Origin of the sequence: Filimonas effusa (genome assembly GCF_004118675.1) — a bacterium.
GTDB classification, from domain to species: domain Bacteria; phylum Bacteroidota; class Bacteroidia; order Chitinophagales; family Chitinophagaceae; genus Filimonas; species Filimonas effusa.
On the sequence record NZ_SDHZ01000001.1, the window covers coordinates 33,816 to 55,604 of the forward strand.

Here is a 21,789-nt window from a genome sequence, read left to right on the forward strand (position 1 = left end):
ACTTTTTTGCAAAAAAAGTAGCTTGGGGAAAGCTTTTTTCGAAAGTAAATGATAAGCTTAAGCTTCGCTAATAATATATTCTATGACAACTAAAGTAAAAGGTTCTGAATTGGATATCTCTTTTATATGCTATTATGGGGATTGAGAGAATGAATTCTTGTGGTACTATTGTGATGAATCTTTTGAATTAATGTCTGCAATCCTTGATGATTACTAGGACAAGATCGGCTATGATTACAAAAATAGGTTACAAGTAACGAACAAATGATTCGGCTGATGTCTTACTATTCTGGTTCACTTACGGAAGGGGCTACGTATCAACTTTCTAAGTTCGCAAATGCACCTGTAGTTGCTCCTCAAAGCTGGCTGTCTATAACAAATGGTGCCGGTTTTATGCCCACCCAAAGTGTTAAATGTTGGAGATAAGGTGTATCCCTCCGGAAAAGTACCCTGCACCGTTTATGCCTTATGTGTCCAGTTATGCGGTAAGAGTTGACTAATCTGGTTAATGGGATGCATGGCGATCCTTTCCAAAACATCTTTCATCCAGGCAAAGGAGTTAATATCATTCAACTTGCAGGTGCCCAACAGCGAGTATAACATTGCGCTTCTTTGTGCTGCTTCATGGCTTCCGGCAAAGAGGTAATTTTTTCTACCCAGCGCCACTGGTCTTATGGCATTTTCAACCTTGTTGTTATCTATGTTCAGCTTACCATCAGTAGTGTAAGCGGTTAAGCCGTTCCATAGTTTTATGCCATAGGCAAGGGCTTTGCCTATAGCACTTTTGGACGTTACTTCCATATAAGCCAGTTTCATCCATTCATGCAAGGCGGTGAGCACAGGTACAGCCTCGCGCTGTCTTAATGATAGCACTTCATCTGCTTCCAAAGATGCCTCCCTTGCATTGCGCTCCAGGTTATATAATAACTGTATCTGCTCTAATGCATAGGTGGCACGTGCTTCGTCGTTTTTTAAAGCATCATAAAATTTACGTCTCGCATGCGCCCAGCAATGGAACAGGGTAATGTCCTTCTCTTTATTCAGGAAGTTGTAACCACTATATCCATCGGTTTGTATATGTCCTTTGAAGTCTTTCAGCATATCCGCAGGGCCTTCCCTGCCACGGCCAAGCTGGTATTCAAAAAATACAAGGTCTTTTAGTGAGTTGTGATAAACCCAGTAATAACCTCTATGAGTTTGTCCCTGTTTGTCTTTATCCAGTACCTGTATCGGCGTCTCGTCAACATGCAGGTAAGCACTATCCATCGCTTCTTTGAGCAGCGACTGGTAAAGCGGTGTAATGAGTTGGCAGGTGTTGGATACCCAATCTGTTATAGTGGAATAAGGTATGTTTATTTTTTCTCTGCTGAAGCGTTACTGCTGGCGATGCAGTGGCAGATGATCAAGATATTTATCAATCACGATCTGCGTTAATAAGCCAGGGCCTGCTATTGCTTTGGGTAAAGGGCGTTCGGGTATCGGTGCTACCAGGAAACTTATATTATCAGGCGCTATGTATTTAGGACGTACCAGGCGGTTGACATAGAGCTTACCGGGCTCGTATTCCAATTCTTCGGTTACTTCTTCTCCTAAATGGCGGTATCCTTCGGTGGATTGTTCCGGCTCTATTATTTTTTCACGACGTTCCAGGTGTTCCGGCAGCTTCATACGGGAAGGTATGCTGGCTGGTTTTGTCTCGGTTTTGAGGTGGGTATAAGAGATCTTACGGGCTTCAATTACGCTGGTTGTGGCTAAGGCTTCAGCCTCTATATTCAGGGAGAGCTGACCCGGTATGGAAGTGCTATGGAACTGCTCCGTTTTGGCGCCGAAGATCATGCGCTTTAACTGAGCTAACTCTGATTTAAGTAGTTCTGTTTGCACTAACTGTGCTTCATATAACACTTTATAATCCTGGGTATCCTGCATGTGTAGCAAAGATCGGATAATGCAGCATTGGCGAATTACATCGATTTGTTATCCACTGATTTTTAGCTGATGTTGATATCTTTTATGATGTTTGACACTCTTTAATATAACACCCTGGAGTAACAGGCTTAACTGTTGATGGGTAAGAGCAGATGTAGCGGGAAGTTCATAAGTACCGCGTTCCAGGCGTTTGTGGTACAAAGCAAAGCCATCACCTTCCCAGAGAAGTAATTTGATATGATTTTTACGCCGGTTAAGGAAGACATAAATGTCGCCACTGAGTGCGTTAGAGTTCATCTGATTGGTAACTATGCCGCTGAGGGAGTCAAACCCTTTACGCATGTCGGCATGCCCCTGGAACAGGAAGTAACGGCAACTGGCGGATAGATGTGGCATAAGAACTAACCCATCAGGGACTTTAGATATTCTATACTTACAGGTTGATGAAGGATAAGGCGGGTGCCATTTGTAAAATGGCATTCTGCAAACGGCTGACCTTGCCAGGAGGGCGAAGGTATCTGTACAAACGAGTTGCTGCCCGAATGCTCATCGCGAAACTTGCGGTACCAATAATGAAAAATAAAGTACTTGATCGCTTTTTGCTCGCAATAGGCTTTTTGATTCAAGCCAGACTGTTGCCACTCACGAACCATTGCATACATGCTTGACTGCATGGAGGATTTACGTTCCATTAGTTTTCCTTTTTGCAAAGCTAAAAACAACAGCGCCTAAATAATGGGCACTTCACCGGAGGGATACGTTGTTCCTAATGCACGAGGTAGCGTTAGGCCAGAAGGCTATAAGCTTGGAAACTCTCTTGAAGTGAAAAACTATAATCTAGCCACGGAAAAGGGAATTAAAAGTATGTTAAATAATGTTGTTTCTCAAGTGCGAAAAAGAGTAGCTAACTTGCCTAAAACACAATACAGAATGTAGTGTTAGATGTAAGAGGACAAAATCTTACTTCACAACAAATGATGAAAATTAGGAGTCGTTTGGCTGCTCAAACAGGTCCTGATGTAAATATTTCATTTAAATATGAATAAATTGACTGAAAATTTTAACTGGTCTTCGCTATTCGATTTAGATTGGGGGCAGATTACTCCAGATGGCTATAATGAGGAGCTTAATCAGGTCTTGCATGTCTTTAATTTTGATATGTCTTCTAAAGAAAATCTGAAACGTATTCTTTCATATATAACGGGCAGGATAATTTGGATGAGCTATAACGCTCCTTTAGGTTCGAGCCATAGAGTTGTACTTGATATTCGAGGCCAACCTTTTGCCTTATTGGATAGAGCAAAAAAGATAAAAAATAGCATCATTGAGCAATTGCAACTAAGAGATTTTACTGCAGAAATTAATATAGAAATTCTAATATAAAGAAATGGCTTTTTGTTTACTGGTTGAACCGCCTCTTGGCTTTCAAAAATGGGAAGATTTGAGCTCTAAAATGAGGATCTTCGCCTTGCATGGTGTTGAAAGTTTTCCTATTCTGGATATGGAGAACTCTGGGAGTTGTTATGTAGGGTTGTCTATTCCACGTAGTAAGGAGGTGGCTATTGTCATAGAAATATTTATAGAATGTATTTTTTTTCTTTTGGAAGAAAAGTGCAAGGTTTTTGAGTTGTATTCGTCTCTAGAATTAACGAAAGAAAATGCATTGCCATTGGCTCAAAAATTTTTCGTAGGCAATTAAAATTTAATAAAGAAGGAGGTGGGGAGGTTGAAAGGCTTTAAATTGATAATATTGCAAATTTGCTACTGTTATAATAGGGCGTTCCCTGAACTGTGTGTATGATACTCGTTATAATTTTACCCTGCGACTTGATTTTGAATAATGCATTCTTCAGAAATAAGAGCCTGAGGTGTTTAAATGATCATCTCCAATGTAGCTGCTAAGAGATTAGGGGAAAGGGTTGTTCGATACAAGCCATTGTTGCTATATATGCATTCGTATCCAATATCAGTTTCTATGTGTTTGTGAAGAATCTCTTGGTCAATATAAAGTTATTCCAATACATTGACTATGCCAATCCCTTTGGGTTATGTTTTGAAAAACAGTGCTGGATTTCTCGGCATTGCATTATAAACATTATGATGCCTCCATATTTTTTACCTACGATTTGCGGGGTAAAGTCGACACATTGTTGCAGGATTAAGCTGCTTTATTTCCCGGCAATACTAACGATAGGTTTAAACGTATCTGCTACTCGTACGATCTGATCAGCGGAAAGGTAAACGGCGTTAATTATCAGCCAGATTCTTCTGATGCTTTTTGTAATAGGTATTATTATGGTTCGGAGACCAGGATTACCAGTGTTTTATACCGTAGTATAAACGCAATAGCAATCCTGCTGGTGGGAAGTCGCTGGCAATGGATAACCTGACCTATGATTACTATGCCAATAAAAATCAGCTAAAACATATCGGAGATGAAATAAGCTACACCGACAATTACAGCGAGGACGTCGGCAACCAATCCAATGCATCAAATTATGAATACGATGCAATAGGAAATCTGAAACGCGATTATGCTGGCAAGGTGGCTGTTACGTAGAATGTGTATGGGAAAATAAAAGGTATAACTAAAGATGATGGCACCCAGATCGACTATACCTATGATGCTTCCGGTAACGTGTAGGAAAGATGGTAACAAGTAGTGGCATTGCAATCACAACCTTATATGTAAGAGACGCCAGCGGCAATGTGATGAGTGTTTATGAACGAACAGGCAATGCTTCATTGGTACAGGTGGAAACCCACCTGTACCAATGAAGCCGTTTAGGTATTCAAAAACAGCTAACGGTGTCGCCGTCTACAGTCAGTGTCGCGACCGGTTACGGGCTAGGAATATTAAGTACCTTCACCCGTGGAGAGAAGTTCTTTGAGTTAAGCAATCATTTAGGGAATGTGCTGGCAACGGTGTCCGATCGCAAAACAGCAGTTAGCGGAAATGGCGCCACTGTCGATTACTATAATGCGGATGTGGTAGCTGCGCAGGATTATTATCCGTTCGGTATGCTTATGCCAAGTCGCAACTACAATGCTGCTGGCTATAGATATGGGTTTAATGGACAAGAAAAGTCGGACAGAAATTGAACCTAACGGCAATAGCATTACCGCAGAGTTCTGGCAATATGATGCACGCATAGGACGAAGTTGGAATACCGATCCGGTGGTCAATGTTGGGGAGAGTCCTTATGCGACATTTAATAATAATCCTTTGGTTAATAGTGATGATCCAAAGGGGAGTGAGCCGGAAAGGCCAAAGGCAAGCGGCGTTAAAGAGGGGGAATCTCAAAGCACATCTGAGACAACTTATGCAAGCTTGCACAATACACCCTACAACAAAGACTACGAATTGGTTTTGGCATGCTGGTCCCGGTGAATATAATACTAAGGCTGGTTGGTATACATCTGAGGAATATCAACATGTATTAAAGCCTGTAGCGCGAGATTTGGCTGGTTTCTGGGTATGTATTCTAATGCAGGGTTTGCTGGACATAATTGGACCAAAGATGAAAAGGCGGCAGTTTCTCGTAGCAGATTTGGACGATTTATTGGAACAGGATTATCTGAAGGAGCTGTTGATATTATTACACATATTAAATAGCTATATGAGTTTATTTAATTTTTTTTTCAAAAAAAAGAAAACCATAACTTATTTAGGTAGGGGTGGCCTAAAGTATTTTAATGGTAAAGATGAATTTTATATAGATACCAATAATTATTACGGAAAACATATTTCAATTGAAATATTATGGAATAATATTACGCCAGTTGATGAGAAAGGGAATGTTACAGAAACGGAAAAAAAGAAAATTGCTTTAAATGTAAAAAAAGAGCTAGAAAATGATGGTATACATGTTGAAATAACTCCCCCTTTATCTATAGATTTCATAATTGAAAATGAATAAGTAAAGGGGCTAATTCTTATTTGACAGGTAGGTTTATGAGCAAGAATGTTTCTAAGTGATTTCGATGGTATTCTGGTCATTGAGTAAATGAAGTTGATGTATTGGCAATCAAGATGCCATCATGGCTAGGGCGGATAAGGCTAAAAGCGTGGGCCATTTAGATATGAAGCTTTAAATGGAATGAAGACCAGCGACATTGATGCATTTATTATCCTAAGAGAGGCTATCCCGCTTTCAGGTGTGTAGGCTGCCCTTATTTTCGATCCAGCGGCACAACCTTCCATACTTATTTCACCTGCACCTTCCCATCATGTTTCACCGGTGAACATCCCCTAAACCAAATATTCCCAGAGTTCCCGCTTGCTTTCACCTCCACCTCCTTACCCGGCACAACAAACTGCACCTGTGAAAAAAGAAGCTCCTTACTATCCAACACGCTTATTGCCGGATCCTTCGAATAAATCACGGCATTCCGAACCGTAAACCCCTTAACATCCACAGCCGAAAACAGCATATCCGAATAACTAACCACATTCTCCAGCAACACATTGTACAAAGGCCTTTCCGGAATAGCATTCACCCGCACAAAATGACTCGATTTCTCAATAATAATATCTCGCGCCACAATGTTCCCATACGCCGGCGTCAAGGCATTGATCTTCCTTGCCGGTAATCTCTCCGCAAGCTCACCTACATGCTGCGTGCTTCCCAGCATATCCCAGTCAAAAGCCATTCTATGCAACTTCATTCTTATCCGTTCGTAGTAAAGGTGTTCACCGCCACCACCTCTGGGCCGGCGTGTCTTAAAACGTACACCCACACCCGTATTGTCAAACACACAATCATGAACATACAAGTTCCGGATCATGGCCGCAGTTTCACTGCCGCACGTAATGCCACCATGACCTTCCCGCGCAAGAGAATACCGTACAACAATATTCTCTGAAGGACGGTTAACACGAAGCCCGTCCTCCCCGCGTCCCGACTTGATAGTAAAACAATCATCCCCGCAACTCAATGTACAATACTCTATCAGCACATTACTGGATGATTCAATATCAATCCCGTCACCCCTCGGTATGCCCACTGAATTGACAGTCACGCCGCGTATGATCACTTTGTCGCAATACACCGGAACAATATTCCAGAAGGCGGTATTCTCGAGTGAAACTCCTTCAATCAATACATTCTTACAGTTGGTAGGAGAAATAAACATCGGCAGGAAGATATTGCTTCCATTATATCCTTCAAACACCCTTTTCTCAACAGGTGTTTCATAAGAAACATAGTTCTCGATAGGCACAGTATCCATCACTTGCTTCAGTACCGACCCATGCTTATCAGGCCCGATCAGTTTGCCTTTACCTGTTATTGCTATATTCTCCTGCCCATTGGCATAAATGCAGGCGCCCAGCGACATCAATTCTATCCCTTCATTACGCGTAAATACTGCTGGACGGTAATCCTCCACTTCTCCGCTAAAAGCCAGTTCCGCTCCCTTTGCTATATGAAGATTGACATTACTCTTGAGTATTAATCTGCCTGTAAACCATTTTCCTTTCGGAATAACTACAGTGCCGCCGCCATGTTTGCTGACTTCATCAATAGCCTGTTGAATAATGGAGGTTGCTTTTATCTTTTCCTTAGCCCCAAGGAACGAAATAGTAATCGAATAATCCGGGTAAACATATTTTTCGAATTGTATCATCTTAAACGGCGCATGAACAGGAGCAATAGTATCGGGCAGATATAAAGCACCAACCTGTCCCAGTTTGGGAACAGAATCCATCCATTTCGCGTGTTGGTCAACCTGCGCAAAGGCGGTAGCAGTGATGCCGCTGAATAATAAAAAGAAAAGGAAAACACAATAATGCAGTTTAGGCCAGCAGGTAGAACTATAATAACCCTCGTTGTTGCACATAGAAGAGATAAATTAGTGATCCCGCCAAAAATAGGCGACGAAAGCTATCTGGCAAACAATTACTGCAGGTCCTTGTTACACATTCACAGATGTTTAGGATGTTGCATCACTGATTTGATGACGAAAGTCATTTTTTAAAAGGCCAAAATAATTTATACTTGTTACATAAATCCACTCAATCGCTTGCTATGAAGTCAACCCGTTTGCTTAACTATTTATGCAACCTGCAGTTGAATTCTTTTCTGCAATGCAGAGGAGTTTTGCTCAATATCCTGGCCGTGCAGCATGCAAAAATGTTGTCCTGTATACTTATTCATCTCCCGCTTTCCCGAAGTATACTTAAAGAGCTATAATTCTGTCAGATTGAAATAAGTTTAATAACCCATACAAGACGCTCTTTCCACGAGAAATACTTGTATGGGTTGTCCTTCGTTAGAAACTATTTACGCGGCGACCAGTGCGTCTGAACAATCTTCCAATGTTTATCAGCTTCAAGCCTGTACACCTCGCTGCAATGCCACTTATGCACTTTCTCTCCTTCATAAGAGGTTAGGTCAAATGTTAATACAGCCATTTCACTTGTTGCCGTAACCTGTGGGTGCAGCATTTCATATCGTGTTACCTGTACCTGACCTTTCATTGGCTCATAATATTTTTGCAGCTTATCAAGCCCGTCAAGACGCGATTCAAGAAAAGGATCGAAATAAGTAACATCCTTTGCTGAAATGTCAAGATATCCCGATGGATCTCCGTGATTCCATTTCTCAAGAGCCGCCTTTTCCATGGCTATGATAGTGTCTGCAACGCCCGGAACTTTTTCCTGCGAATAACTCATTTTCATAAAGAAAATTAAGGTTAATAATAGTATTTGTTTCATGCCATAAAACTAAATGCTCAGGCGCAGGGAGCTGTGTAAAAATCACGAAGGAAATGACAGTTTTCAGGGGAGTTTTCGCTCTCGGAATGCTAATGGTGTAAGCTGGGTATGCGCTCTGAATGATCTTACAAAATAAGTTGTATTCTCATAATGCAGATGCGCTGCTATCTCGTCAATGCCCATATGCGTATACAGCAAAAGCCTTTTGGCTTCCGTTATAGTCCTGTCCAAAATATATTTTTTGACACTGACTGCATAGCATTCTTTTACAAGGTTATTCAGATAGCCACTGGTAATGTGCAGCTCGCGTGCGTAATAGGCCACAGATCTTTCCTCGATGAAATGAACGTCTGCTAATTGAGTGAACCGTTCTATATATCTGTTGTTTAGCCGCTTCATGCATAATGGAAAAGTCTCCACGAATTTCCTGTTCAGGAAAATAAGAGCCTGGTATAATAGAGCCCGCAACATATGTTTGTCGGCATTCCCGGAAACAGGTATTTCTGCTTTAATATCTTTTAGCAACGTTGTCAGCTTTAACAGATCTTCAGAAACTAATTCCAATACAGGAGAAACTGCGCCAGGCTGAAAATAGGAAAGCTGCCGGGTGAACTGCGCATCATTGAAGAACGTGTGCAAAAACTCGTCTTCGAAAATAAGAGCATATCCTTTAGGCGCTACGGCGGTATCCCATTCACGTATCTGTCCCGGCGAAGAAAAGAAGATATACCCCTGTTTCAGTTGTTGCTTGCAACCGTTGATAGAAAGTGTGCCGCAGCCGTCAATGATAATAGTGATGTCGTAATACGACAAGCGTTGTAGCGGTGATGTCTTAATGTATTTGTCCAGGTCTTCAAGCCAGATCAGGTCAATCAATAGCTCATCTCCATACTTCGTTCTGAAAAAGTCGTACTGGGCAATAACGTCTTTTTTACTAAGGTTTTCCAAATGCTGGCATTTACTTACTAAGTGAAGTTAATAGTTTTGTACCCTTTCGCATTGGAATTCAGCTCGTTTAATGATCAAAGGTCGAAAACGCGGTAATTGCCCTTTAAAAAGTATTATTTTTTTCGTAAATTTAACCATGTCAAAAGATCTCGCCATCATAACAGTATTCAATATAGTAGCAGTTGTCTTCTATTGCTTCCCGCCAAAGAAAATCAATCATTTGTATGGCTATAGAACAATAGCTGCCATGTCTTCTCCGGAAACATTTATAATGGCCAATAAATATGCCTCCAGGTGTCTGCTTCTGGCTGCGATAATAAATACAATACTGGTACTGTTGCTCCTGTTAGCCAACCTGTTGTTTTATCCCTTTTCAGTCTTTACTACATTGGCTGCGCTCGTTATAACCATTGTCTCTACCGAAAAAAAGATCAGTAAATACCGTTCTGAACATCCGCAGAACAACCAGTAATCAGCAACAGCCTTATAATGCTGCCGGAGGCCATGTGGCGTGCGCTATTGTCCGCCTGTTATAACCGATCCGTCTTTCATCCATCGGATGCCTGCCTCCATCTACCATCTATTCTTCCTATCTTAGGTATCATAAAATAAGAACGATGAACGCTGCCCATACCGATCTCTTCCAGTCTCCCGACTATTTCCAGGTCGATGACCTGCTCTCCGAAGAACATCTCGCTATTCGCGACGCTATCCGCGCCTTCGTTAAAAAAGAAATTTCGCCCATTATAGAAGACTACGCCCAGCGCGCAGCATTCCCCGAACACCTGGTTCCCTTACTCGGACAAATGGGCTGTTTCGGCCCCACTATCCCGGCCAGCTATGGCGGGGGAGGACTCGACTATATCAGCTACGGCCTCATGATGCAGGAACTGGAACGTGGCGACAGTGGCATACGCTCCACCGCCAGCGTACAGGGCTCACTCGTAATGTACCCCATCATGGCCTATGGCAGCGAAGAACAAAAACAGAAATTGCTGCCTCGTCTGGCCTCAGGCGAATGGCTGGGCTGTTTCGGTCTCACTGAGCCCGATCACGGCAGCAACCCCGCAGGTATGTTAACCCGCTTTACCGATGCCGGTGATCACGTCATCCTCAACGGAGCCAAAATGTGGATCAGCAATGCTCCCTACGCCCGCCTTGCCGTCATATGGGCGAAAGACGACAATGGTGAAGTCAGGGGCCTCATTGTAGAACGTGGTATGGAAGGCTTTTCAACACCCACTACCCACGGCAAATGGAGCCTCCGGGCCAGCGCTACCGGCGAACTGGTATTCGATAATGTGAAAGTGCCGAAAGAAAATATCCTGCCCGGCGTAAAAGGCATGAAAGGACCGCTCGGCTGTCTTACAAAAGCACGCTACGGCATCGCCTGGGGCGCACTTGGCGCCGCTATGGATTGCTACGACACTGCCCTGCGTTACAGTAAAGAACGCATCCAGTTCGATAAACCCATAGGTGCCTTCCAGCTGCAGCAGAAAAAGCTGGCTGAAATGATCACGGAGATCACGAAAGCACAACTGCTCGTATGGCGCCTCGGTGTACTCATGAACGAAGGAAAAGCAACGCCCACTCAGGTAAGTATGGCCAAGAGAAACAGCTGTGAAATAGCTGCAAATATTGCCCGTAATGCTCGCCAAATGCTCGGCGGCATGGGCATCACAGGTGAATACAGCATCATGAGGCACATGATGAACCTCGAAAGTGTCATCACTTACGAAGGCACGCACGATATCCACCTGCTCATTACAGGCATGGACGTCACCGGCTTCAACGCATTCAAATAAGGCAGAAAACGCAAAAAGAACTAAAAAAGAACCTGGAGTAAAACAGCCGCTTTGAGTATGCCATAAACGAACCTCGATCGCACTCGTATCGCATTTGTATCGCACTCGTATCGCACTTGTATCGCACTTACCCCGGAATTATAGCCACAGGCGGCAGCACTTTTCTCCCGGAAAGCAGTTCGTTCGTTTTCGCTTCCCCGGAAGAAAACTGCCGTCAGCTCTTTCAATGCGGTAATAAATGCAGCAGAATTATCCCCGCCTGCCCGCAAACAAACCTGCGGGTGAAATCAACTCCTTATGAGCTCCAAAGGCGCTATTGCAATACGCCCTCCCGGTAAGCATGCCCTATCAACTGGTGCGAATTTAGTAATTGCATCTTTTTCAACATGTTACGACGGTGAGTTTGTACGGTTAGTACACTGATCTCGCAGGCTTCGCTGATTCTTTTGCTGGTGTATCCTTGCGCCAGGAACTTTAAGATCTCTATTTCGCGCGCAGTAAGGGTATTACTGATCAGTAAAGGTTGTTGGGTATCGGTTATCATAATGCAGCTTATATGACAACAAAAATGCTGCTTGAATCCTATTCTTGCAATACCTATTTAGGGGTATTTTTTAACAATACCCCTGACGATTTCAATTTTACGATTTCCTTTTTTGTTAGTATCTATGCCCAAATTCAGGATACAATATGAAGTTTTTTCTGCTGGGTATGATGGGTACTGGTAAAAGCTTTTGGGCGAAAAAGATGGCCAAAAAGAACAAATCCGGAGCCTACGACCTGGACCACCTGATAGAATCCCTGGAAGACAGGACTATCTCCGAATTGTTTGCCGAAGAAGGTGAAGCCTGGTTCCGACAGGCGGAAGCCAAATTATTACGCTGGTTTGGCGAAAAAAAGAGTTTCGTGCTCGCTACAGGAGGCGGTACTCCCTGTTTTAATGAGAACATGGAATGGATGAATAAACACGGGATCACCATCTGGATCGATTCGCCCATAGAACTGATGGTACAACGCCTCATCCCCGAAAAAGACCACCGACCCCTCATCCGTGAACTGAGCGATGCCCAGCTGGCCGATTTCTTAACCGCAAAACTGGCCGAAAGAACCCCCTTTTACCAAAAGGCAACTTATCACCTCAAAGGCGACGACGTCAACGAAAAGAATTTGATGAACATAATAAAGAAACATGCATAAAGGATACCTCAGACTGGCAGTGTTGCTGGGAGCGCTGGCCGTAATACTCGGCGCGTTCGGCGCACACGGATTGAAAAAAATAGCACCGGAAAACGCAGTTGCGATCTTCGAAACAGGGGTGCGTTACCAGTTTTACCATGTATTCGCGATCGCGCTCACAGCCATTTTGTGGAAAGAGTTCCCGAATAAGTGGATCGAAAGGGCCGGTGTGGTGTTTCTCATAGGTATCATTCTCTTCAGTGGCTCCATCTATACGCTCACATGGCTTATCAGCGCTAACATTACCGGTGCACGCTGGATAGGCCCGCTGACGCCTACAGGAGGTATCTTCCTCATCGCAGGCTGGCTTTGCCTGGCCATGGGCATAAAAGCAGAAACAAAGAAACCCGGGTCCCCCCAGGTTTAATGCTTTTTTAAATCCCCCATATCCGATAATTCGTAACTTTTCAGAGAAAAGATAGCCAAACGGAACAAAGGCCTGGCGTAAATAGGCGCATCCTACGCAATTAAGCGTAGAGCCCCTATCGGAACAACGGTTCATCATCGTCCAGTAACTCACGCTCTATTTCTTCCATCTGAACAATATCCCATGCCTCACTTTCCGTAGGCGTGGTGTTCAGTAACTCAAGTAGAGCCAGCTCTTCCAGGGCAGCCTCAACAGCTGCCGGTATCTCGCATATCACGAAAGAAGTGCTGTTTTCGTAGAACTTTTGTTGCAGGTTTACCAATTCTGTCGCAACATTCAGTTCCATCTTTTCTGTGTGTTTCAGGTTGAGAACAATGTTTTTTATGTCTTTTTGCAGGTAGGGTAGCAGTAATTGACTGAAGGACGCTGCTAAATTGTCAGATAATACAGGTTCCTCCGGTGTCACAACAGTAAATTTTTCCTTGGTATCAATTTTGACCTGCATATTTTGTATTATTAAATGATTAACACGGTGTGCATAAAAGCATGCTGTTCAGGGTCAAAAATATTTGTTATAATTGTATCACCACTAATAATTTTTATCATGGACAATAACTTTTCAGCCCAGGTAAAAGAGATCATTTCGTTTAGTAGGGAGGAGGCACTTAGGCTGGGAAATGATTTCATTGGAACAGAACACTTGTTATTAGGCTTGATTCGGGAAGGTGAGAATACAGCTATAAAGATTCTTAAACAGCTGAATGTGGATTTGTATGAGCTGAGAAAAGAGGTCGAACTGGCTGTTAAAGATAAAACCGGAAAGAATATCGCTAATATAAACAGCCTGCCGCTGACTAAGCAGGCCGAAAAAGTAATACGGGTAACTGTACTCGAGGCGAAAGCACTGAAAAGCCCCCTCGTTGAAACAGAACACCTGATGCTATCCATTCTCAAAAACAAGGAAAATATCGCTACCCAGATCTTAGGTCAGTTCGATGTGGACTACGATGTTTTCAGAAATGAATTAGGTATGGTAAGAAGCAATGAACCTAGAAGTGAGTACACCGAAGACAACGACGATGACTTCGAAGAAGAAAAACGTAGTTACTCATCATCACAACAACGTACGAAACAAACCGGTAACGTAAAAAGTAAAACTCCCGTTCTCGACAACTTCGGAAGAGACATCACTAAACTTGCCGAAAGCGGTTCGCTCGACCCCATCGTAGGACGTGAAGACGAGATTGAACGTGTTTCTCAGATCCTTTCACGCCGTAAAAAGAACAACCCCATCCTCATCGGTGAACCCGGTGTGGGTAAAACAGCCATCGTTGAAGGCCTTGCACTCCGCATCGTTCAACGTAAGGTAAGCCGCGTGCTGTTCGACAAAAGGGTCATCTCCCTCGACCTCGCAGCACTCGTAGCCGGTACCAAATACCGCGGTCAGTTCGAAGAACGCATGAAAGCCATCATGAATGAACTCGAAAAGAACAGGGATGTCATCCTCTTTATCGATGAAATTCATACCATCGTAGGAGCCGGCGGTGCCAGCGGATCGCTCGACGCCAGCAACATCTTTAAACCTGCACTGGCCCGCGGCGAACTGCAATGCATTGGCGCCTCTACACTCGATGAATATCGTATGTACATCGAAAAAGATGGTGCACTCGATCGTCGCTTCCAGAAAGTAATGGTCGATCCGCCAACAGTCGATGAAACCATCCAGATCCTTACCAACATTAAAAGCAAATACGAAGAGTATCACAATGTTTCCTATAGCGACGACGCAATCGAAGCATGCGTGAAACTGAGCGACCGCTATATGACCGACCGCCTGTTACCCGATAAAGCCATCGACGTAATGGACGAGGTAGGTGCACGTGTTCACCTGAAAAATATCAACGTTCCTCAGAATATCCTCGAACTGGAAAAACAGATCGAAGACATCAAACAGGAAAAGAATAAGGTGGTAAAAAGCCAGCGCTTCGAAGAAGCAGCAGCTTTACGCGATACCGAAAAACGTCTCGGCGAAGAGCTCGAAAAAGCAAAAGCACAGTGGGAAGAAGAAAGCAAACACAAACGCTATCCCATCGATGAAGAAAATATCGCCGAAGTAGTGAGCATGATGACCGGTATCCCCGTGAAAAGGATGGTTCAGGCCGAAACAGAGAAACTGCGTAAAATGGCCGACGACATGCGCGACATGGTGATTGGCCAGGACGACGCTATCTCTAAAGTGGTAAAAGCCATTCAGCGTAACAGGGTAGGTCTCAAAGATCCTAAAAAGCCCATTGGTACCTTTATCTTCCTCGGTCCTACAGGTGTTGGTAAAACTGAATTGGCACGTTCTATCGCCCGCTATATGTTCGATTCAGAAGATGCGCTCATCCGTATCGATATGACCGAATACATGGAGAAATTCACTGTCAGCAGGTTAATAGGAGCGCCTCCCGGCTACGTAGGTTACGAAGAAGGTGGTCAGCTTACCGAAAAAGTACGCCGTAAACCTTACAGCGTGATCCTGCTCGACGAGATCGAAAAAGCCCACCCGGATATCTATAACATCCTGTTACAGGTGCTCGACGATGGTCAGCTTACCGATGGCCTCGGCAGAAAAGTAGACTTTAAGAACACCCTCATCATCATGACCTCTAACATTGGCGCAAGACAATTGAAGGAGTTCGGCGATGGCGTAGGTTTCGCAACAGCTGCCCGTCAGCAGAACCTCGAAGAGAACAACAAAGCAGTAATTGAAAAAGCACTGAAACGTACCTTCTCTCCCGAGTTCCTGAACCGTATCGATGACGTTGTGATCTTCAATTCGCTGGCAAAAGAAAACATCTTCCAGATCATCGATATCCTGATGAAAGGGGTACTGAAACGTCTTACAACACTCGGTTTCTCTCTGGAGATCACCGAAGCGGCAAAAGACTTCCTGGCCGATAAAGGTTACGATATCCAGTTCGGAGCCCGTCCGCTTCACAGGGCCATCCAGAAATACCTGGAAGATCCTTTGGCCGAAGAGATCCTGAACATGAACATCAAACAAGGTGACCTCCTGATAGCCGATCTTGATAGAGAAAACAACAAGATCTTCTTCGAATTCGGTCACAAACAGGAAGAAGCCAAAATAGGAGAATAAACGCGATAGATGGCGGAATCCAATTCCAGTCCTGATATCGGAAATTGATTATTCTTACAATGTAAATAAAATGAGCCCGGACTTCAGAAATGATGCTCCGGGCTCGTTCTTATATAAACAATGGCTGGCCCCAAGTGTATAAAAATAAAAATCCCGCCTGGAAAAGCGGGATTTTTTCATCCTCATCAAATCAACCAAAACTTTAACCAAAAAACTATGAAAAAACCAAAATCAGAAAAAAGACATTTTTGAATTCCAATCACGCCACTATCACTCGCTGTCACAAATCAAACGCACAATTAATTCGAACACCAATCACACACACACACAATCACTAACTATTTATGTATCTACCTTAACGCAGCATCATCTCACTCATAACCTCTGTTAGCTGCCTGCCATCCTAATTCATCGGAATCGCAAAATGAAATGCCGGCAGGCTGGAAGCCTGGTACAGATCATGACACCTTTTGCGCCTGCTGATCTTTTTATGTGCACCAACATCAAATATTTCGTAAGACTGTTGAAACATGGCAAACGTCGATACAAACGAGGTTACATTGTTGATGAACTGTAATTCCCTTTCATAGCTGGGTTTGCTGAATCCGTTGCTGTTATGTTGAACAAGTAGTATTTCGCTTGCCATAATTTGTTGTTTTGTTTGCTGATACAATATTACACTGCTGTCGCCTCAGGAGTGTTTTAAAATCACTTAAAAGAAAATTGATAGAAGGTTAAACTGGGTTAAAATTATTTAAGCTTCTATCCCAAAACGATGCTTTTAATCCTTATCCACACTGATCTTCATCATGTCCCACACTTGCTCCATCCAATACCCATTAATTATCAATCATCTTATCCTTCACATCCCACATGTTCATCACTCACAAGTTTTTGGATCCACATCTTTTATTCCCTCCTTAATTCCCGCCACAACACCTAGGCGCCCTTTACAACTATCTTCCTCCATCAATTCTGCCACCTGCCATCTATTTCATCAATATCCTGCAATAACAAGCTAAATTCCGTGTTTTAAACTGCTGGTTATCAGGGTAGCTTTAAGTCTATGTTTTACCCTCTATCCCGCAGGATCTTATGATACGAAAAATAATATTCATACTAATGACAGGAGCTATTTCAGGATTGCAGGAGGCGCCGGCGCAACATACAGCTACAAGCCAGGCGAATACAGACTTGTTCGTTCAAACCAGCGAAGTGAATGATCTGATGGTTCACTATCGGGCCGATAAAGGCAGTATCTCCCGCTTTTATAGCAGCAGGCAAACAGAAGACGGTGGATACCGGCGCGGCGACAATTATAATACTCCCGAACGGAGAGCACGCCTCCAGCAGCTTAACCGCAATTATCTTACACTGCTCGATACTTTTAATTTTAAACAGCTGAGTATTAACGGCCAGGTCGATTATCTCCTTTTTAAACGCAACCTGAACGATGCACTCTTCGAACTACAGGAAGAACAGCAGTTATACCAGCAGATCAGCAGGTTCTTTCCTTTCTCCGATAAAATATATGCACTGGAACAACACAGGCGCAGAGGACTGAATATCGACGGTGAAAAAGTGGCCAGGGAGTTGAATGAAATCAATAAAACACTTGAAAAACTCACTGCCCAGGTAAAGGAAGAGCAGGAGATGGACAAAAAGCTGGCGGTCTTCGCAGAAGCTACAGCTAACGCCCTGCACGCAGCGCTGAAAAACATATACGACTTCTATAACGGTTACGATCCCATGTTTACCTGGTGGGTGCCTAAAACCTATGAAACCACCGAGAGCTCGCTAAACAATTATGCTGCGTTATTAAAAAGCAAAGGCAAAACCATCACGACTCAGAAGGATGATGGCAGTGGTATAATAGGCGTGCCCATTGGTCGCGATGAACTTATTCGCCAGCTGAAACTCGAATACATCCCCTACAGCCCGGAAGAGCTTGTAGAGATCGCTCAAAAGGAATTTGCATGGTGTGATGCCGAAATGCGCAAAGCCGCCCGTGAAATGGGCCTGGGTGACGACTGGAAGGCAGCCCTCGAAAAGCTGAAAACGCTTTATGTCGCTCCGGGAAAACAACCCGAAGCCATGTACGACCTCTACAAACAATCCGTTGATTTCCTGAAAAAACACGACCTGGTTACAATACCTGCACTGGCTGAAGAAAGCTGGCGTATGATCATGATGACCCCGGAACGTCAGTTGGTTAACCCGTTCTTTACAGGCGGTGAAGTCCTGAGCATATCCTATCCTACAAACACAATGGATTATGAGCAGAAAATGATGAGTATGCGCGGCAACAACCCGCATTTCTCCCGGGCTACGGTCCATCATGAACTTATTGCAGGACATCACCTGCAGGAATACATGTCCAGCCGCTACAAAACCTATCGCCATTTCTCTACACCGTTCTGGATAGAAGGAAATGCATTGTACTGGGAAATGCTGCTTTGGGATCTTCAGTTTCCCCGTTCTCCGGAAGACAGGGTAGGAATGTTGTTCTGGCGCTCACATCGCTGCGCCCGTATTATCTTCTCTCTGAACTATCACCTCGGAAAATGGACTCCACAGCAATGTATCGATTTCCTGGTAGATCGTGTAGGGCATGAACGTGCCAACGCAGAAGGCGAGGTCCGTCGCTCATTTGAGGGTAGTTATAGCCCGCTTTACCAGCTCGCCTATATGATTGGCGGCCTGCAGTTAATGGCGCTGAAGATAGAACTGGTCAACTCCGGTAAAATGTCGTACAAACAGTATCACGACGCAATATTTCATGAAAATGAACTGCCCATAGAAATGTTGCGGGCAATATTAACAAATCAATCCCTGACGAAAGATTTTACTACACAATGGCGTTTCTACGCGCATTAGCTTTTCTCATTCCTATATAGTAGTTAGTTTTTATGCGGGCCGGCCTTCAGACCGGCCCTTTTTAAACGCATCCCGGCCGTCTGCTCCTCCGGCAGTTACCTGTTTTTAAATGAGTTGATTTATGGAATATGAATAATATTGCATCCTAACACTACCAACCCAAAAACGTTTGCTATGCGCCATATCAGAATCATGCTGAGCGTTGCTTTTGCCCTGTGCCTCTCACCCGGTTTTGCTCAAACCTTTACACAAACTGAATTAGACCAGGTTTTAAAGGAAACAAAAAAATACCCTGTTGTAGGACTGGGCGAAGCCGAACATTTTTACAAAGGATACTATAACGCGAAATTTGAGATCTTAAAACATCTTGTAGAACACAAATCCATTGACATTATCGCTCTGGAAGCCTCAATGAATGTAACCGCGCTGCTCAACGACTATATAACGGGTGCAATTGACCTCGACTTACAGCGTATTTTACCAGCCTTAAATGAGCCTTATTCACTCGAAAAAGCAGGCCTCTACGATTGTGCCGAAATGGTCGGCATTATTAATTGGCTAAAAGAGTACAACAAAAACAAACGCAAAAAAATAAAGCTGATTGGCTTTGATTGCCAAAATTATTCTATACCGCTCGATAGCCTCAGGCATAACACACCTGATAGCTTGAAATATAAACTCACCGATACCAGGTATATGCTCGATAGCTCATTGTACGCTATACTCAAAAACAGTCCCTCGGTCATAACCACACCTCAATGGTTGGAGCGGTTTAAAAAAGCAAGACAAAATATTGTCGATTTGAAAACGATGATAGAAAATGATAAGAACCGCCAATTGTTTACAGAACTTGAGCAGTTCACGTTTTTCTGGACCGATCCCGGGTTTCGGCGGGATTCCCTCATGTATGAAAACTTAAAGAAGCATATCGATAAGAAATCGCATATTTTGATTTGGGCGGCTAGCTATCATCTTGAAAACGACCCTAAATATAAAGTGATAAAAAAGATGGGCGTTTTTATAAAAGAAGACTATCCATCTTATTACTACATTATTGGTGTTACCGGATACGCCGATAAAAACAAGCCTAAATTGATCTATCCGCTTGAGAAGGTCGATTCAGGCAAATACAACATGATCATCAGAGTTAACAGGGGAGAGAGATGTAAAATACTAACGGCAGACAACCAATAAAGCAGCTATGCTCCATCAGCTGCGATCTGTTCCATCATTTCCCGGCCATAACGCTGTCATTGGTGAGGCCACTATTTATCACCCTGCTACCAGCCGCCTTGTGACCAGTTGTGCTGCCACCTGCTTTCCGGTGGCCCCTGCCTATGACAAGATAATAAACAGGTATTCCTGCCAACGCAATCAACAGCCCTGGCCAGGTGAAACGGGGCTTGTAAATGATAAGTAAAATACAGAAAGCTAATCCCATCAGGATGTAAAGAATAGGCAATACAGGATAACCAAATGCCCGGTACGGACGCTCCGCATCAGGCCGCTTCTTCCGGAGTATAAAAATGCCGGCAATGGTAAGCATATAAAATCCAACAACTACAAACGAGATCATATCCAGCAGATCACCATATTTCCCGCTGAGGCTCCAGCAGCAGGCAAACACACATTGGATCCATAATGCAAAAGCAGGCACCGCCGCCTTGTTTAATTCACCCGCTCTTTTAAAGAATAACCCGTCGCTGGCCATTGTGTAATAAACCCTGGCCCCTGCCATAATAAGCCCGTTATTGCAACCAAATGTCGATACCATGATCATCAGGGCAATAATGATGGTGCCGGCAGGACCGAAAATAACCTGTGAGGCTGCAACCGCTACACGGTCCTTATCAGCCGTAGCTATTTCTTGTAAAGGCAATACCGCCGTATAAATGATGTTGGTGGCAAGGTAAAGAAGCGTCACAATGAGTGTGCCGGCAAAAAGACTAAGCCCTATGTTTCGTTTCGGGTGCTTGATCTCACCGGCCACAAAAGCCACGTTATGCCACGAATCACTGCTGAAAATAGAGCCTACCATAGCTGCAGCAATGGCCCCCATAGCTGCAAAAAGAGTGTAATCTCCAACACCGCCTCCTGTTTGCAAAGGTTGTAAACGCCACGCATTACTCCAGTTCAGTGCCCAGGTGTTGGAATCAAATGCCAGTAAACCAAAGATCAATAATCCAAACAGGCTCACCAGTTTGGTTAGTGTAAACGAGGTTTGTAGTGTCTTGCCGGTTTTAACGCCACGCGTATTGATAAACGTAAGAAGTACGATCACGGCAATCGATAATAGTTGTGCCCGCGAAACTGTAAAAAATCCCAGGTCGCCGGCAACAATATCTTCACTGAACGCGGGTATCAGGTAGGCCGCAAACTTCGCAAATGCAACCCCTACAGCGGCAATGGTAGCTGTCTGTATTACAGAAAAAAAACTCCACCCATATAAAAAGCCGATCAATGGATTATAGGCCTCCTTTAAATAAACATACTGGCCACCGGCACGGGGAAACATTCCGCTTAATTCTCCATAGCTTAAAGCAGCTGTTAATGTCATGAATCCTGTGAGCAGCCATACCAGCAACAACCAGCCGGAACTACCCACATTCCGCGTTATATCAGCGCTAACAATGAAAATGCCCGATCCTATCATACTGCCCGCTACCAGCATAGTAGCATCAAGTAACGACAAAGCAGGCTTGAAAGCAGGAGCGTTTGCTTGCATACATTCTTTAGTTTTGGTTGATTATGTATAAAGCTAAACTTCTCC

Annotated in this window: 23 protein-coding genes and 1 pseudogene; 13 read left to right on the top strand and 11 right to left on the bottom strand. The window is 43.7% G+C overall.

Going from position 1 to position 21,789, the window contains the following annotated elements:
• Positions 1-459: 459 nt before the first annotated feature.
• The 4 genes and pseudogenes from tnpC to tnpA all read right to left on the bottom strand — a co-directional run.
• A pseudogene (gene tnpC, locus ESB13_RS00115) lies at positions 460-1,359 on the bottom strand (IS66 family transposase); the annotation flags it as partial.
• 15 nt (positions 1,360-1,374) lie between these two features.
• A complete protein-coding gene (locus ESB13_RS00120) occupies positions 1,375-1,926 on the bottom strand; it encodes an IS66 family transposase (RefSeq protein WP_129001023.1) in 552 nt (183 codons plus the stop codon).
• 48 nt (positions 1,927-1,974) lie between these two features.
• Positions 1,975-2,322, bottom strand: coding sequence for an IS66 family insertion sequence element accessory protein TnpB (gene tnpB, locus ESB13_RS00125; RefSeq protein WP_164974052.1), 348 nt, complete (start codon positions 2,320-2,322; stop codon positions 1,975-1,977).
• Positions 2,323-2,327: 5 nt separating this feature from the next.
• The gene (tnpA, locus tag ESB13_RS23700) at positions 2,328-2,618 is read right to left on the bottom strand and encodes an IS66 family insertion sequence element accessory protein TnpA (RefSeq protein WP_164974053.1); all 291 of its coding nucleotides are present in this window, start codon (positions 2,616-2,618) and stop codon (positions 2,328-2,330) included.
• A 346-nt stretch (positions 2,619-2,964) separates the two neighbouring features.
• Between tnpA and ESB13_RS00130 the strand changes: the two genes are divergently transcribed.
• The 6 genes from ESB13_RS00130 (at position 2,965) to ESB13_RS00155 (ending at position 5,846) form a co-directional block, all read left to right on the top strand.
• The gene (locus ESB13_RS00130) at positions 2,965-3,309 is read left to right on the top strand and encodes a hypothetical protein (RefSeq protein ID WP_129001025.1); all 345 of its coding nucleotides are present in this window, start codon (positions 2,965-2,967) and stop codon (positions 3,307-3,309) included.
• A gap of 4 nt (positions 3,310-3,313) precedes the next feature.
• Positions 3,314-3,625 (top strand): hypothetical protein, encoded by a 312-nt coding sequence (locus ESB13_RS00135; protein WP_129001026.1) that lies wholly within the window; start codon positions 3,314-3,316, stop codon positions 3,623-3,625.
• A gap of 678 nt (positions 3,626-4,303) precedes the next feature.
• On the top strand, positions 4,304-4,486 hold the full coding sequence (locus ESB13_RS00140) for a hypothetical protein (protein WP_129001027.1): 183 nt from the start codon (positions 4,304-4,306) through the stop codon (positions 4,484-4,486).
• 89 nt (positions 4,487-4,575) lie between these two features.
• Positions 4,576-4,704, top strand: coding sequence for a hypothetical protein (locus tag ESB13_RS24145; RefSeq protein ID WP_281275023.1), 129 nt, complete (start codon positions 4,576-4,578; stop codon positions 4,702-4,704).
• 30 nt (positions 4,705-4,734) lie between these two features.
• A complete protein-coding gene (locus ESB13_RS00150; RefSeq protein ID WP_129001028.1) occupies positions 4,735-5,028 on the top strand; it encodes a hypothetical protein in 294 nt (97 codons plus the stop codon).
• Positions 5,029-5,249: 221 nt separating this feature from the next.
• Positions 5,250-5,846, top strand: a complete 597-nt coding sequence (locus tag ESB13_RS00155; protein ID WP_129001029.1) for a hypothetical protein — start codon at positions 5,250-5,252, stop codon at positions 5,844-5,846.
• A gap of 286 nt (positions 5,847-6,132) precedes the next feature.
• On the opposite strand, the gene ESB13_RS00160 is transcribed toward ESB13_RS00155, so the two are convergent.
• The 3 genes from ESB13_RS00160 to ESB13_RS00170 all read right to left on the bottom strand — a co-directional run bounded on the left by ESB13_RS00160 (position 6,133) and on the right by ESB13_RS00170 (position 9,592).
• Positions 6,133-7,767: a glycoside hydrolase family 28 protein gene (locus ESB13_RS00160; RefSeq protein WP_246022370.1), complete on the bottom strand. Its 1,635-nt coding sequence runs from the start codon at positions 7,765-7,767 to the stop codon at positions 6,133-6,135.
• A 439-nt stretch (positions 7,768-8,206) separates the two neighbouring features.
• The gene (locus ESB13_RS00165; RefSeq protein WP_129001030.1) at positions 8,207-8,608 is read right to left on the bottom strand and encodes a YybH family protein; all 402 of its coding nucleotides are present in this window, start codon (positions 8,606-8,608) and stop codon (positions 8,207-8,209) included.
• A gap of 99 nt (positions 8,609-8,707) precedes the next feature.
• Entirely contained in the window at positions 8,708-9,592 is an 885-nt protein-coding gene (locus ESB13_RS00170; RefSeq protein WP_129001031.1) for an AraC family transcriptional regulator, read from the bottom strand.
• A 136-nt stretch (positions 9,593-9,728) separates the two neighbouring features.
• Between ESB13_RS00170 and ESB13_RS00175 the strand changes: the two genes are divergently transcribed.
• Together ESB13_RS00175 and ESB13_RS00180 are read left to right on the top strand one after the other, a co-directional pair.
• A complete protein-coding gene (locus ESB13_RS00175) occupies positions 9,729-10,064 on the top strand; it encodes an SdpI family protein (protein WP_164974054.1) in 336 nt (111 codons plus the stop codon).
• 145 nt (positions 10,065-10,209) lie between these two features.
• On the top strand, positions 10,210-11,397 hold the full coding sequence (locus tag ESB13_RS00180; protein WP_129001033.1) for an acyl-CoA dehydrogenase family protein: 1,188 nt from the start codon (positions 10,210-10,212) through the stop codon (positions 11,395-11,397).
• Between the two features lie 313 nt (positions 11,398-11,710).
• Here ESB13_RS00180 and ESB13_RS00185 read toward each other — a convergent pair whose 3' ends face one another.
• Positions 11,711-11,941 (bottom strand): response regulator transcription factor, encoded by a 231-nt coding sequence (locus tag ESB13_RS00185; RefSeq protein WP_129001034.1) that lies wholly within the window; start codon positions 11,939-11,941, stop codon positions 11,711-11,713.
• Between the two features lie 146 nt (positions 11,942-12,087).
• Here ESB13_RS00185 and ESB13_RS00190 point away from each other — a divergent pair, with 146 nt between their 5' ends.
• Together ESB13_RS00190 and ESB13_RS00195 are read left to right on the top strand one after the other, a co-directional pair.
• Positions 12,088-12,594 (top strand): shikimate kinase, encoded by a 507-nt coding sequence (locus tag ESB13_RS00190; RefSeq protein ID WP_129001035.1) that lies wholly within the window; start codon positions 12,088-12,090, stop codon positions 12,592-12,594.
• Positions 12,587-13,000 (top strand): DUF423 domain-containing protein, encoded by a 414-nt coding sequence (locus ESB13_RS00195; protein ID WP_129001036.1) that lies wholly within the window; start codon positions 12,587-12,589, stop codon positions 12,998-13,000. The genes ESB13_RS00190 and ESB13_RS00195 overlap by 8 nt, the downstream gene beginning before the upstream one ends.
• Before the next feature lie 115 nt (positions 13,001-13,115).
• On the opposite strand, the gene ESB13_RS00200 is transcribed toward ESB13_RS00195, so the two are convergent.
• Entirely contained in the window at positions 13,116-13,505 is a 390-nt protein-coding gene (locus ESB13_RS00200) for an STAS domain-containing protein (RefSeq protein WP_129001037.1), read from the bottom strand.
• 99 nt (positions 13,506-13,604) lie between these two features.
• Here ESB13_RS00200 and ESB13_RS00205 point away from each other — a divergent pair, with 99 nt between their 5' ends.
• On the top strand, positions 13,605-16,142 hold the full coding sequence (locus ESB13_RS00205) for an ATP-dependent Clp protease ATP-binding subunit (protein ID WP_129001038.1): 2,538 nt from the start codon (positions 13,605-13,607) through the stop codon (positions 16,140-16,142).
• A 403-nt stretch (positions 16,143-16,545) separates the two neighbouring features.
• Here ESB13_RS00205 and ESB13_RS00210 read toward each other — a convergent pair whose 3' ends face one another.
• Positions 16,546-16,788, bottom strand: coding sequence for a hypothetical protein (locus ESB13_RS00210; protein ID WP_129001039.1), 243 nt, complete (start codon positions 16,786-16,788; stop codon positions 16,546-16,548).
• Positions 16,789-17,264: 476 nt separating this feature from the next.
• On the opposite strand from ESB13_RS00210, the gene ESB13_RS00215 reads away from it, so the two are divergent.
• On the top strand, positions 17,265-19,019 hold the full coding sequence (locus tag ESB13_RS00215; RefSeq protein ID WP_129001040.1) for a DUF885 family protein: 1,755 nt from the start codon (positions 17,265-17,267) through the stop codon (positions 19,017-19,019).
• A gap of 174 nt (positions 19,020-19,193) precedes the next feature.
• Complete coding sequence (locus tag ESB13_RS00220) at positions 19,194-20,213, top strand: erythromycin esterase family protein (protein WP_129001041.1); 1,020 nt, start codon at positions 19,194-19,196, stop codon at positions 20,211-20,213.
• Between the two features lie 34 nt (positions 20,214-20,247).
• On the opposite strand, the gene ESB13_RS00225 is transcribed toward ESB13_RS00220, so the two are convergent.
• Complete coding sequence (locus ESB13_RS00225) at positions 20,248-21,744, bottom strand: APC family permease (protein WP_129001042.1); 1,497 nt, start codon at positions 21,742-21,744, stop codon at positions 20,248-20,250.
• Positions 21,745-21,789 lie beyond the last annotated feature (45 nt).